The 12,742-nt window shown below is 60.7% G+C and carries 9 protein-coding genes; 5 read left to right on the top strand and 4 right to left on the bottom strand.

The window, feature by feature from the left end; all coding sequences use genetic code 11:
- The 4 genes from ACM62Q_RS12025 to gpmI form a co-directional block, all read left to right on the top strand.
- Positions 1 to 933, top strand: a 933-nt coding sequence (locus ACM62Q_RS12025; RefSeq protein ID WP_415036894.1) for an acyl-CoA dehydrogenase, incomplete at its 5' end; no start/stop codon positions are given.
- A gap of 11 nt (positions 934 to 944) precedes the next feature.
- Positions 945 to 2,579: an electron transfer flavoprotein-ubiquinone oxidoreductase gene (locus ACM62Q_RS12030; RefSeq protein WP_415036896.1), complete on the top strand. Its 1,635-nt coding sequence runs from the start codon at positions 945 to 947 to the stop codon at positions 2,577 to 2,579.
- Positions 2,580 to 2,756: 177 nt separating this feature from the next.
- Complete coding sequence (locus ACM62Q_RS12035) at positions 2,757 to 3,851, top strand: diguanylate cyclase (protein WP_415036898.1); 1,095 nt, start codon at positions 2,757 to 2,759, stop codon at positions 3,849 to 3,851.
- A gap of 148 nt (positions 3,852 to 3,999) precedes the next feature.
- Positions 4,000 to 5,643: a 2,3-bisphosphoglycerate-independent phosphoglycerate mutase gene (gene gpmI / locus ACM62Q_RS12040; RefSeq protein ID WP_415036900.1), complete on the top strand. Its 1,644-nt coding sequence runs from the start codon at positions 4,000 to 4,002 to the stop codon at positions 5,641 to 5,643.
- A gap of 35 nt (positions 5,644 to 5,678) precedes the next feature.
- Here the strand turns inward: gpmI and ACM62Q_RS12045 are convergent, their stop codons facing one another.
- The 4 genes from ACM62Q_RS12045 to ACM62Q_RS12060 form a co-directional block, all read right to left on the bottom strand.
- Complete coding sequence (locus tag ACM62Q_RS12045; RefSeq protein ID WP_415036902.1) at positions 5,679 to 8,081, bottom strand: ATP-binding protein; 2,403 nt, start codon at positions 8,079 to 8,081, stop codon at positions 5,679 to 5,681.
- Positions 8,081 to 8,920, bottom strand: coding sequence for a phosphate/phosphite/phosphonate ABC transporter substrate-binding protein (locus tag ACM62Q_RS12050; protein ID WP_415036904.1), 840 nt, complete (start codon positions 8,918 to 8,920; stop codon positions 8,081 to 8,083). Before ACM62Q_RS12050 ends, ACM62Q_RS12045 begins: the two co-directional genes overlap by 1 nt.
- Before the next feature lie 109 nt (positions 8,921 to 9,029).
- On the bottom strand, positions 9,030 to 9,590 hold the full coding sequence (locus ACM62Q_RS12055; protein WP_415036906.1) for a DUF1439 domain-containing protein: 561 nt from the start codon (positions 9,588 to 9,590) through the stop codon (positions 9,030 to 9,032).
- A 16-nt stretch (positions 9,591 to 9,606) separates the two neighbouring features.
- Positions 9,607 to 10,674: an AraC family transcriptional regulator gene (locus tag ACM62Q_RS12060; protein WP_415036908.1), complete on the bottom strand. Its 1,068-nt coding sequence runs from the start codon at positions 10,672 to 10,674 to the stop codon at positions 9,607 to 9,609.
- A 143-nt stretch (positions 10,675 to 10,817) separates the two neighbouring features.
- On the opposite strand from ACM62Q_RS12060, the gene ACM62Q_RS12065 reads away from it, so the two are divergent.
- Positions 10,818 to 12,742 (top strand): methylmalonyl-CoA mutase family protein (locus tag ACM62Q_RS12065; protein ID WP_415036910.1); only part of this gene is annotated, 1,925 nt, incomplete at its 3' end.

Here is a 12,742-nt window from a genome sequence, read left to right on the forward strand (position 1 = left end):
GAAAACAAGGGCGTCGGCTACATGTTCACCATGATGAACCACGCCCGCGTCAACGTCGGTCTGGAAGGCGTCGGCATTGCCGAGCGCGCTTATCAGCATGCCCTGTGGTACGCGAAAGAACGTATTCAAGGGGCCATCATTGGCGACAAGTCGGGTGAGAAAAAACCCATTTTGCATCACCCGGACGTGCGCCGCCTGCTCATGGAATGCAAGGCGCGTACCGAAGCCATGCGCACCGTGGCCTATTACGCCGCTGCGCAAATCGATCGCGCCCATGCCGGCGATGCCGCCGCGCAGGCGCGCATCGACCTCCTGACGCCGGTGGTCAAGGGCTGGAGTACGGAGCAGGGGGTCGAGCTTTCTTCCACCGCGCTGCAGGTGTTCGGCGGTGTCGGTTTCGTCGAGGAAACCGGCGCGGCGCAGTATTACCGCGATTCGCGCATCACCACCATTTACGAAGGCACCACGGCAATTCAGGCGAACGACCTGGTGGGCCGCAAGCTGGCGCGTGAGAAGGTGCCGGGCGCGGCGATGAAGGCCATGCTCGCCGAAATCGAAGCGACCGCCGCAGAACTGGCCGCCCAACCCAAGCTCGCCACCATCGCCGCCCAGCTGAAGGCCGGTGCCGCTGCGCTTGCCAGCACGACGGACTGGATCATCGCCAACTACGCCGACAATGCGCCGACCGTGCATGCGGGTTCCGTGCCCTTCCTGTGGCTCACCGGTACGGTGACGGGCGGCTGGTTGCTGGCGAAGTCGGCCGCCATTGCGGCGCAGCGTATTGCTGAAGGCGATGCCGACCCCTACTACACGGCCAAGATCGCCACTGCGGAATATTTCGCCACGCATCAGCTGCCCTTCGCGGCGGCCTATGCGGCGGAAGTGACCGGTGGCGGCGCAGCGGTTTTTGCGCTCCCGGAAAACCTGTTCTGAGAGGAAGCATCATGCGTACCGATCGCGAAGCAATGGAATACGATGTCGTGATCGTTGGCGGCGGCCCTGCGGGGCTAACCGCGGCGATTCGCATCAAACAGCAGGCAGAAAAGACGGGGCAGGAGGTGTCGGTCTGCCTGCTTGAAAAAGGCTCCGAGATCGGTGCGCATATTTTGTCCGGCGCAGTGATCGAAACGCGCGCCCTGGAAGAACTTTTCCCGGACTGGAAGGAACGCGGCGCGCCGCTCAACACGCCGGGCGGTGAAGATCGTTTTCTGTGGCTTTCGGAAAGTGGCGCAATCAAGCTGCCGACGCCGCCGCAGATGTCCAATCACGGCAATTACATCGTCAGCCTGGGCAATTTCTGCCGCTGGCTGGGCGAGCAGGCCGAGGCACTGGGGGTGGAGATCTACCCGGGTTTTGCCGCCGCCGAAGTGCTCTACCACGAGGACGGCTCGGTCAAGGGTGTCGCCACTGGTGATCTGGGGCTGGGTAAAGACGGCCAGCCCGGCCCGAATTTTCAGCCCGGTATGGAATTGCACGCCCGTCAAACGATGTTTGCCGAAGGCTGCCGTGGCTCGCTGACGCGCGAGCTGTTCGAACGCTTCGAGTTGCGCGACGGAGCCGATCCGCAAACCTACGGTATCGGCATCAAGGAGTTGTGGGAAATCGATCCGGCCAAACATCAGCCGGGGCTCATCGTGCATACCGTGGGCTGGCCGCTTGCCAGCGACACCTACGGCGGCTCCTTCCTCTACCACCTGGAAAACAATCTGGTGGCGGTGGGTTTTGTCGTCGGCCTGGATTACAAAAACCCCTGGCTCTCGCCCTTCGAGGAATTCCAGCGTTACAAGACGCACCCGTCGATCCGTGATTTTTTTGCCGGCGCACGGCGCATTTCCTACGGGGCGCGCGCCTTGTCCGAAGGCGGCTACCAGTCTTTGCCCAAGCTCACTTTTCCGGGCGGTGTATTGATTGGCGACACGGCGGGTTTTCTCAATGTGCCAAAAATCAAAGGCACGCACATGGCCATGCAGTCGGCCCTACTCGCCGCCGATGGCGTACTGGCCGCGCTGGCGGATGCAAGCGCCAAGGAGGCAATCGCCTATCCGGCCGCCTTGAAACAAAGCTGGCTGTACGATGAACTGTACCGCGTGCGCAACATCCGCCCGGCGTTTCGCTGGGGTTTGCTGGGGGGCATCGCCTACGGTGCGCTCGATACCTTCCTGTTCCGTGGCAAAGCGCCGTGGACCCTGTCGCAGCACGACGATCACAGTCAGCTGGCAGAAAAAACTGCTTACCCGAAAATCGATTATCCCAAGCCGGATGGCGTGCTCACCTTTGATCGGTTGTCCTCTGTTTTCTTGTCGGCGACCAATCACGAGGAGCATCAACCCTGCCACCTGCGCTTGAAAAACGACAGCGTGCCGCTCAGTGTCAATTACGCCAAATACGGTGCGCCGGAAACGCGTTACTGCCCGGCCGGCGTGTATGAAATTTTAGGTGAGGAAGCCGGTACGCCGCGCCTGCAGATCAATGGACAAAACTGTCTGCACTGCAAAACCTGTGACATCAAGGACCCGACCCAGAACATCATCTGGTCGGTGCCGGAAGGCGGCGGCGGGCCGAATTACCCGAATATGTAAAGACTCTGCGTGAGAGACCAGGGAGAACAGCAAACGACTTGCGTCTCTTTCTTTTCGAGGCCCCTAGTGGGCCTCTTTTTTAGGCCTCTTTTTTTGCATTTCATTTACAAGCACTTAACAGTGTGCTGGGCCTGTTTGGGATACCATGGGAAATTCCCCGTTTGTCTGGAGACACCCATGCCCAATCGCAGTGCGCACCTGTCCTCTACCGCCGCCGTCACCAGCCGTGCGCCGGGGCTTTTGGGTAAATTGGGGGCGCTGACTTCGATTCGCGACACTGAACTCGTCGAGCAAAGCCTGTTGCGCACGCTGGGGCCTTTGCTCGGCGTGCTCGATACCTCGCTCTATCGCCTCAATGACCGGCATCAGTTGGCGCGGGTGCTGCACTATCATCGTTCGAAAGTGGTGGATGCCGATGGTGTGGTGCGCATGACCGAGCGGGTCGAAGAATTGAGCCAAATCGCCGATGTGTCGGCCGAGGTCATTGCCCTGACCGAGAACGTGCGCCTTCTGGGCAAGCCGTGCGCGCGCACGCACAAGGGCGAATTTCTCATGGCCTACCCCTTGTTCGGCAACAACGAAGTGTGCGGCTACTTCGTTTTTCTGCGCGACCACGAAGCCTCGCCCAGCGAGGACGCCACCATTCGCGGCGTGCTGGAAGTCTTTTCCAATTATTACGCCCTGCTCGACGTCAGCCAGCGCGACCGCCTGACCGGCCTGCTCAACCGCCAGGCCTTGGAAAACAACTTCGAAAGAATCTGGACCAGCATGGCCCGCCCGGATGCTTTTCAGGAGCGTCATGAGGGACGGCGCTGTGCGCAGGCCGAAACTTTTTGGCTGGGGGTGATCGACATTGATTTTTTCAAGAACATCAACGACAGCTACGGCCACATGATCGGCGACGAGGTGCTGCTGCTCGTGTCGCGCCTGATGCAAAATACCTTTCGCACTTCCGATCTGCTCTACCGCTACGGTGGCGAGGAATTCGTCGCCATTGTCACCGCGAGCAACGAAGCCATTGCCCACAATATTTTCGAGCGGGTCCGTCTGGCGGTGGAGGCGCACAGTTTTCCGCGTGTCGGAAAAATCACCATCAGCATCGGCTATGCCGAGATCGATCCGGACGTACTGCCGGTGGAAGTCCTGGGGCGGGCTGACCGCAGCCTTTATCAGGCGAAAAATGACGGACGCAATCGCACCTATGATTTTGAAGCGCTGGTGCGCAAGGGCATCTTCCCCAGCCCGTCCTATGGCGACGCCGAGCTGTTCTGAACTGCGAGCAAGGAGAAGTTCGCGCCAGCGAAGGTTGGCGATGGAAGAGCTGAGTCTGTCCGCTGCTAATCCTGCCCGGCAGATCGCGTAAAATCGGGGTTCTCCCATTTTGGCCGGCAGCTTGCCGGCCTTTCGTTCTGGAATCCACATGTTGCAAAAATCTGCTTCCTTCGCCGGTGTGGCTGGCCCGGTCGTTCTCGTCGTCATGGATGGCTATGGTTTGCCGAAAAACGCCGTCGGCAGTGCTATTGCGGCGGCGCAAAAACCCAATCTCGAGCGTCTGTTCGCAGAAGCGCCGCACATCCGCCTGCGCGCCCATGGCACGGCAGTCGGCATGCCCTCGGACGAGGATATGGGCAATTCCGAAGTCGGCCACAATGCCCTCGGCGCGGGGCAGGTGTACGCCCAGGGCGCGGCGCTGGTGGCCGATGCGATTGCTCAGGGCAGCCTGTGGGCGGGGGAAGCGTGGCAGGAAATCATCGCTGCCGCCCGCCTTGGGCATGGGGTGATTCATTTCATCGGGCTTTTTTCTGACGGCAACGTGCACAGCCACATCGACCACCTCAAGGCGATGGTGGCGCGCGCCAAGCAGGAAGGCATCGCCCGCGTGCGCATCCACGCCCTGCTCGATGGGCGCGATGTGCCGGAAACCAGCGCGCTCGATTACGTCGTACCCTTCGAAGCCTTTCTGGCGAGTCTGAACGATGACAGTTTTGACGCCCGTATCGCCTCCGGCGGCGGCCGCCAGTACATCACGATGGACCGTTACGATGCCAACTGGCCGATGGTCGAGCGCGGCTGGCGTACGCACGTACTGGGTGAGGGGCAGCAGTTCGCCAGCGCGCTGGAGGCCGTCAATGGCCTGCGCGCGCAGCATCCCGGCACTATCGACCAGGATCTGCCGGAATTCGTCATTGCCGAAAATGGTCAGCCCGTCGGCAGGATCGAGGATGGCGACGCGGTGGTGTTTTTCAACTTCCGTGGCGACCGCGCCATTGAAATCAGCCGCGCCTTCGTCGAGGCAGATTTCGGCGCATTCGACCGCGTGCGTGTGCCGCAGGTGACTTACGCCGGCATGTTGCAATACGACGGCGATTTGCAGCTGCCCAAGCGTTTTCTGGTGCCGCCGCCGGCCATCACCAACACCTCCGGCGAGTGGTTCAGCAAGGCAGGCATCGCCCAGTTCGCCTGCTCGGAAACGCAGAAATTCGGCCATGTCACCTATTTCTGGAACGGCAACCGCTCCGGCAAGTTCGCCGGTGAAACCTGGCAGGAGGTGGCGAGCGACGTGGTGCCGTTCGAGGAGCGCCCGTGGATGAAGGCGGCGGAAATCGCCGATGCCATGATTGCCGCCATTCGCAGCGGGCACTACCGTTTTCTGCGCTGCAACTTCGCCAATGGCGACATGGTCGGCCACACCGGCAATTTCCGCGCGGCGACCATGGCGGTGGAGGCGCTCGATCTGGCCCTGGGCCGCCTGCTCAAAGCCGTCGCGGCGGCGGGCGGCGTGGCGCTGATTACCGCCGACCACGGCAATGCCGACGAGATGTACGAGCTGGATAAAAAAACTGGCCAGCCGGCGCAGAACGCAGACGGTTCCTACAAGGCGAAAACTGCCCACACCCTGAACCCGGTGCCGCTGATCCTGTTCGATGCCGCCAGCGGCGGCCGCCTTGGTCTGCAGCCAAGCGAAACTGCGGGTTTGGCGAATATCGCGGCGACCGTGGCCAATCTGCTCGGTTACGAGAAGCACCCAGCCTGGGAGGACAGCCTGCTGCGCCTGCCGGCCTGAAGCGGAGAAGCGCTGAAACGGAGAAATGCTGAAAATCAGCCGGCAGTTTTTTCTTGTGGCAGCCAGCGCCGTACCGTGGCGAAGAGAACTTCTGGCTTGACCGGTTTGGCGATGAAATCGTTCATGCCGGCGGCGAGGCAGCGCTGGCGGTCCTCGGCGAAGGCGTTGGCGGTCATGGCGATGATCGGTAAATCGGCGAGCCCGGGTAGCGCCCGGATACGGCGGGTGGCTTCGAGGCCGTCGACTTCGGGCATCTGCATGTCCATCAGGATCATGGCATAGATTTTTCCGCTGGCCGCTTGTTGGCGGGCCATGGCGATGGCTTCTGCGCCGTCGACGGCGCAGTCGACGCTGATCCCGATTTCATCGAGCAACATCTGGGTGATCTCGCGGTTGATCGGTTCGTCTTCGGCCAGAAGAATGCGCACTGGGGCGGTTGCGCCGACGGGGAGGTTGCTCGCTGTGTCGTCGGGTATGCGTTCCGAATTTGGTGGCGGCGTAGTGGGCTCGTCGACGAGGGCGCTCGGTTGTGTTTCGCGCGTTTGTCCAGCTCGGCGCAGACGGGCGGTGAACCAAAAATGACTGCCTTCTCCCGGGGTGCTTTGTGCGCCGGCCTCGCCTCCCATCAACTCCGCCAAGCGCCGGGTGATCGGCAAACCCAAACCGGTGCCGCCGTATTGGCGGGTGTTGGAGTTGTCGCCTTGTTCAAAGGGCTCGAACAGGCGTGCCAGTGTGGGTGCGGCGATGCCAGGGCCGCTGTCGCGCACGGAAAAACGCAAAAGTACCGAATCCTCATTGCTTTCCAGGGTGTCCACGCCGATGTCGATATGCCCGCGCTCGGTGAATTTGAGCGCATTCGTCAGGTAATTGAGTAGCGCTTGTTGCAGACAGGTGGCATCACCCAGCAGCACGCCGGCGGGCCAGTCGCGCTGCTGCACGGTGAGTGTGAGCTGTTTGTCGCGGGCGCGGTGCTGGATCATTGCCAGTGTCGTGTCGAGCAGGCTGTCGAGATCGAGCGCGCTGTCGCTGAGGGTGAATTTTCCCGCTTCGATCTTGGCTAGGTCGAGCACGGCATTGATGATGTCGAGCAGATGTTGACTGGCATTTTCCAGGGTGCGCAGGCGGTTGTCCTGTGTTTCGCTGAGGCCGCCGCGGCGAATCAGGTGGGCCATGCCGGTAATGGCATTGAGCGGGGTGCGGATTTCGTGGCTGATGTTGGCCAGAAACTGGCTTTTTGCCTGGCTGGCCTGTTCGGCAGCCTGTTTGGCCAGGAGTAATTCATGGGTGCGCTCGGCGACCAGCTCCTCCAGATGTTGCCGGTAGTGTTCCAGTTCGCTTTCGATGCGCCGCCGTTCGCTGATGTCGCGGCCGATCGTGGCAATCGCCAAACGCTTGCCGACGGGGGTGTAGAGGGCGACCTTGCGGGTTTCTATGGTGCGCTGCAAGGCGTCGGTCGGGTTGATGTACTCGATCGAAAGCTGGACGCCCGGATGCTGCCAGGCGGCTTCGTCGGAATCCGCGCCGCGCAGATGGAAATCCCGAAAGGCGGGGCGCAGTTCGGCCATTTCCTGGTGTGTTTTACCCAGCCAGGGAAAATCCTGTAATCCAAGGCGCTGCAGCGCGGCCGCATTGATCTGCAGCCAGCGGTTGCTGCTGTCCTTGATCACGACGTTATCGGGCAGGGCATCGATGAAGCCGACCAGCAGGTCGTTACTGTCGCGCAAGGCCGCCGTGGCATTTTGTGCATCGCGGATGCGCTGTTCGATGGCCTGGGCCATTTGCCTGAAATTCTGACTCAGGCTGACAATTTCACTCGGGCCGTTTTGCGGGAGCTGGAGTTGGTAATCGCCGGCGGCAATGCGCTGGCTGGTTTCTGTCAGGGTGCGCAGATGGCGGGTCAGCCAGTAACTCGAGAGGCCCAATGCGAGCAGGCTGAAGAGGATGCCGCCAAGGCTGATCAGCACACTTTGCACGATCAGGTCGTCGCGGGTGCGTTTGATGAACTGTAAGGTCAAGCCGTAATGCAGGTCGGCGTAGTGTTGTCCGTAAAGGGTAAGCGGCGCGATGACATGCATGAGGTCGTTGTGCACGGGGTCCAGACCACTGGCCGGCAATGGCTGCCCCTCTGGCCAGGCGCTGCCGGCCAGGCGTTGTCCTTCCGGGGAGATGAGCAGCATGTATTTCAGGTTGTCGTCATGCATCAGGCTTTCGATGATTTCGTGGAGGGTGGCGTAGTCGCGGTTGGCGAGCGGTGCGGCAAGCGCCGTTTGATACAGTAGCTGGGCGTCTTGGATGTGCTCGTCGACATGTTCATGCAGGTGCTCATCGACCAAGCGCAAACCGTTGCCGATGATCAAGGTGATGAAGGCGAGTTGAATCAGCAGGCTGGCAAAGAGCAAGCGAAAGCGCAGACTGTGAAAAAATCCGGTGCGTTGCATCACGGTAACTCGAGAAGGTGTTTGGTTAAGCCGATGTAACGGCGTAATTGCACCCGGTCAGCCGCCGAAAGAGGGGCATAGCCGGCATAGCCGGTTTGCTGGAAAAAAGCTTTGCCCGCCTCGGTATGAGGAAAATCGCTCAAGGCCTGCGTGATGCGCTCGGCGCTTGCCGGATCCAGCGTGCGATTGAGCAGGGTGCACACATGCGGCAAAAAAATACCGATTTCTTGCGTGCGTACCGCCTGCTTTATTTCCTCAGGATTTTGCTGCAAGGCGCTCGCGGCAACAAAGGCGGCATCTGCCATGTGGTTGGCGACGGCGGCGATGGCGGCACCGTGTGAGGGATATTCTTGCAGGGTGTAATCCTTGCCGAGTTCAAGGCCGTTTTTTTCCAGCCATTCCAGGCTGCCCAAGGTGATGATGGCAAAACGGCTGGCCGTGGCGATGGTTTTGCCGCGCAACTGCGCTACCTGCAGCGGAGGGCTGTTGGCCGGCAAGACGAGTACGGGTTCAAGTTTTTCCGCATAGCGAAAGAGAATGCGCATGCTTTGCTCTTCTGCCATGGCAGCAAAATGCGGTCCGGTAATGGCGATGTCAAATTCGCCGGCGAGGAGCTGCTGAATGTGCGTTTTGTAGTTCGGTGCGGTATAGAGGATGATCTTACGCCCTAGTTGCTGCTCTAAATGGGTGGTCAACCCTTGCAGGCTGCGGGCCAGCGCTTGCGGGCTGTTGAACGGCATGACGCCAAGTTTGAGGGGCGGCGGATCGGCGAATGCAGTATGGCTGCCCAGAAAAAGCATCAGCAGAAAACTGCAAATACGCGGCAGAACAGCACTCATTGGTTTTTTTGAGAAAGCGCAAGCATTGTGACATTGTGGCCGATGCTGTGGGGGCGGGCAAGGCGGCGGGCGGCTTTTTTGGAGGTATTTTTGGGGGTGGCAAGAGGTATCAGAAGGGCGAGAGTACGGCCGTGACTTGCCCGCGTTCGATGCGTACCGAGCGCAGCAGCCAGCGGGCGCTGGCTTCTTGCGGGCTGGCCTCGGGGCGCAGACGATAGGCGGGGGTTTTGCGGAAATAGCTTTTCAACATGCGGCTCAGGGATTGCTCGATCAATCCACGCCATTGCGGGTCGAGGCCGGGAGCGTGCACCTGTTCGGCATTGGGTTGGTCAAGGTAAAAGGCTTTTTCCTGGTCGTCGTAGCGCAGCCCCGCCGTGCCGCTTAAGTCTACGGGCAAGGCGGGCGCGCCGGCCAAGCTGAGAAAAACACGGGCGACGAGGGTGAGCCGCCCCTCCGGTACGCCTAGCTGGATGCGTGGGGCTTCGGGCAGCGTGGCGACAAGTAAATCGCCATAGCGTTTTTCCAGCGGCCCGCGTTTGGCGAGCTCGCGCTGGATTTCTGCTTCAGAAAAATGAATTTCCTGCTCGAAAACGGCCCGCGCCGGTGCCGGGAGACTGAGCCACAGGGGAAGAAGCAGAAAAAGAGAGAGGCAAAATTGGCGAAAACGCATGAACAATTCACTCCGCTTATGGGCGCTGCGCTTGCAAGCGTTTGCGGTAGTGCACGGGGGAGTTGCCCGTCCAGTCGACAAACGCGCGATAAAAGGCTGAGGTATCGGCGTAGCCCAGTTCGCTGGCGATCTGGGCGATGCTGAGCTTGGTTTTGGTCAGGCGGGCGAGCGCCAAATCGCGGCGCAGTGCATCCTTGATACTGCGAAAGCTGGCGCCCTCCTCTTCCAGCCGACGATGGATGGTGCGCGGCGAAAGGTGTAGGCGTGCGGCAATGTCTTCCAGGCTCAAGGCTTGCGGCAGGCTGTCGCGCAAGAGGTCGCGGATGCGGGTGACCATGGCGCGGTCGCGCCGGTAGAGTGAGGTGATTTTGCCCGGCGCGCCGTCGAGAAAGCGCGTCAGGTCGGCTTCGTCGCGGCGGATCGGCAATTCCAGAAAATTGGCATTGAAGCTGGCGATCAGCGTGCCGGTGCCGCCGGGAACGGTGGGGGCGAAACGGGAATCTTCGGTGAAGATGAGGGCGTAATCGGCAGAGTGGCTGGGCCGGCGATAGGGAAAGAGAACGCTATCGAGCGCCAGACCGCGCGCCACCAGCCAGCAGGAAAGGCCATGCAAGAGGCGCAGCAGCCATTCGAAGGCGAACACCCGCCCGGGGTCGTCGGGGGCGGCGGCAAGGCGGCGGGTTTCAGCAATGACCAGTTCGGCCTGCCCGTGCTGGCGGCGGATGCTGACTTTCAAGTCGGCAAGGTTGAGGCGTAAAAAACGCCCGATCCGTTCCAGCGCCTCGCCCAGAGTCGGTGCCGAAAGGCAGCCACGGCAGAGAAACTCGAAACTGCCGACACGCATGGGCTGGCTGAACAGACCAAAGGCTTCATCATCGAAGGCGCGGTTTAACAGGTTGTATAAGGCAGCATAACGGGCGACCGGAATTCGACTGGCGTTATCTGCAAGATCAAGCCCGGCTTGTTGCAAAAATGGCTGCGGATCGATGTGTTTGCGATCCAGTCCAGCCAGCATGCCGTGAACAAACTCAATGGCAACAGTGGCTTGGCGTGTGCTTTCAGAAAAGGCAATGTTGCGCTGCATCAAATTTTTCCGAGTGAGAAAATGAAGAGGCGAGCTGTGCATTATGGCTGAAATTGCATGATTATCGTCAATGTGGGCAATGGTGAGCGCGCAAAAGCGGCCTAAGATGCCTCCACTATTGACCCCAACGGAGGCTTTGCGCCATGACCGATTTGTCCGTCGCCAAGAAGTTGTCCCCCTACAAGCCGAAGAATAAGGTGCGTTTCGTTACTGCCGCCTCCTTGTTCGACGGCCACGATGCTTCGATCAATATCATGCGCCGTATTTTGCAGGCGACCGGCTCCGAGGTGATCCACCTGGGGCATAACCGCTCGGTGCAAGACATCGTCAACGCTGCGCTGCAAGAAGACGCGCAGGGCATCTGCATCACCAGTTACCAGGGCGGCCACGTCGAGTTTTTCAAGTACATGATCGACCTGCTGAAAGCCAATGGCGGCGAGCACATCAAGGTCTTCGGCGGCGGTGGCGGCGTTATCGTGCCGGCGGAAATCCGCGAACTGCACGACTATGGCGTGACCCGCATCTACGCGCCGGAAGACGGCGTGCACATGGGCCTGCAGGGCATGATCAACGAAGTAGTGGAGAAATCCGATTACGACGTGGCCGAGCAAGGCGTACCCGGTGCGGACGCGGCGATTGCCGGTTTGAAGGCGGGCGACCGTCGCCTTTTGTCGCGCCTCATCACCCTGCTGGAAAACGGCAGTGCGCCGGAATTGAAAGAGCCGCTGATCAAGGCGGCTTACGGTGTGGAGATTCCGGTTTTCGGTATTACCGGCACCGGCGGTGCAGGTAAGTCTTCACTCACTGATGAAATCGTGCGCCGCTTCCGCCTCGACCAAGACGATCAAGTCAAGATCGGCATCATCTCCATCGACCCCTCGCGCAAGCGTACCGGCGGTGCGCTCCTGGGCGACCGCATCCGCATGAATGCCATCGAGCATCCCAATGTTTTCATGCGCTCGCTCGCCACCCGCGACACCGGCAGCGAAATTTCAGCGGCGCTGCCGGAAGTCATTGCCGCCTGCAAGCTGGCTGGCTTTGATCTGGTGATCGTCGAAACCTCCGGCATCGGCCAGGGCGATGCGGCGATCGTGCCCTTCGTCGATGTCTCGATGTATGTCATGACGCCCGAATTCGGCGCGGCCTCGCAGCTGGAAAAAATCGACATGCTCGACTTTGCCGATTTCGTCGCCATCAACAAATTCGACCGCAAGGGCGCGGAAGACGCGCTGCGCGACGTGCGCAAGCAATACCAGCGTAACCGCGAGCTGTTCAATCAGAACCCGGACGAAATGCCGGTTTACGGCACCATGGCCGCGCGCTTCAACGACGACGGCGTGACCGCGCTCTACCAAGCCCTGGTACCGGCCTTGCGCGGCAAAGGCTTGCAGCTGCAAGCCGGCAAGCTGCCGCCGGTGAGCGTCAAGCAGTCTTCGGCCAGCCGCGCCATCGTGCCGACGGCCCGCGTACGCTATCTGGCAGAAATCGCCGACAGCGTGCGGGATTACCATCAGCACACCGAAGTCGAAGTCGGCATCGCCCGCGAGCGCCAGTCGCTGCGCATTGCCCGCCAGCTTTTTGCGGCCTGCGATAAATCGACGGCAGATTTCGACGAGCTCACCGCCGCCAAGGACAGCCAGCAGGACGGTAAAGCGAAAAAACTGCTCGACATGTGGCCGCAGACCCTGGAAGCCTATTCTGGCGATGAGTACGTGGTGAAGATCCGCGACAAGGAGATTCGCACCCAACTCACTTCCGAATCGCTCTCCGGCACCAAGATTCGCAAGGTGATTCTGCCGAAATACACCGACGACGGCGAAATTCTGCGCTTCCTGATGAAGGAAAACGTCCCCGGCTCCTTCCCCTACACCGCCGGCGTCTTCGCCTTCAAGCGCGAGGGCGAGGATCCGACCCGCATGTTCGCCGGCGAAGGCGACGCTTTCCGCACCAACCGCCGCTTCAAGCGCGTTTCTGAAGGCATGCCGGCGCACCGCCTGTCCACCGCCTTCGATTCGGTGACGCTGTACGGCTGCGATCCGGACGAGCGCCCGGACATCTACGGCAAAAT

Origin of the sequence: Azonexus sp. (assembly GCF_047638095.1) — a bacterium.
Classification (GTDB): domain Bacteria; phylum Pseudomonadota; class Gammaproteobacteria; order Burkholderiales; family Rhodocyclaceae; genus Azonexus.

Coding starts and splice junctions, on each gene's coding strand:
- ACM62Q_RS12030 (WP_415036896.1), top strand. CDS start 945: ATGCGTACCGATCGCGAAGCAATGGAATACGATGTCGTGATCGTTGGC.
- ACM62Q_RS12035 (WP_415036898.1), top strand. CDS start 2,757: ATGCCCAATCGCAGTGCGCACCTGTCCTCTACCGCCGCCGTCACCAGC.
- gpmI (WP_415036900.1), top strand. CDS start 4,000: ATGTTGCAAAAATCTGCTTCCTTCGCCGGTGTGGCTGGCCCGGTCGTT.
- ACM62Q_RS12045 (WP_415036902.1), bottom strand. CDS start 8,081: ATGCAACGCACCGGATTTTTTCACAGTCTGCGCTTTCGCTTGCTCTTT.
- ACM62Q_RS12050 (WP_415036904.1), bottom strand. CDS start 8,920: ATGAGTGCTGTTCTGCCGCGTATTTGCAGTTTTCTGCTGATGCTTTTT.
- ACM62Q_RS12055 (WP_415036906.1), bottom strand. CDS start 9,590: ATGCGTTTTCGCCAATTTTGCCTCTCTCTTTTTCTGCTTCTTCCCCTG.
- ACM62Q_RS12060 (WP_415036908.1), bottom strand. CDS start 10,674: ATGCAGCGCAACATTGCCTTTTCTGAAAGCACACGCCAAGCCACTGTT.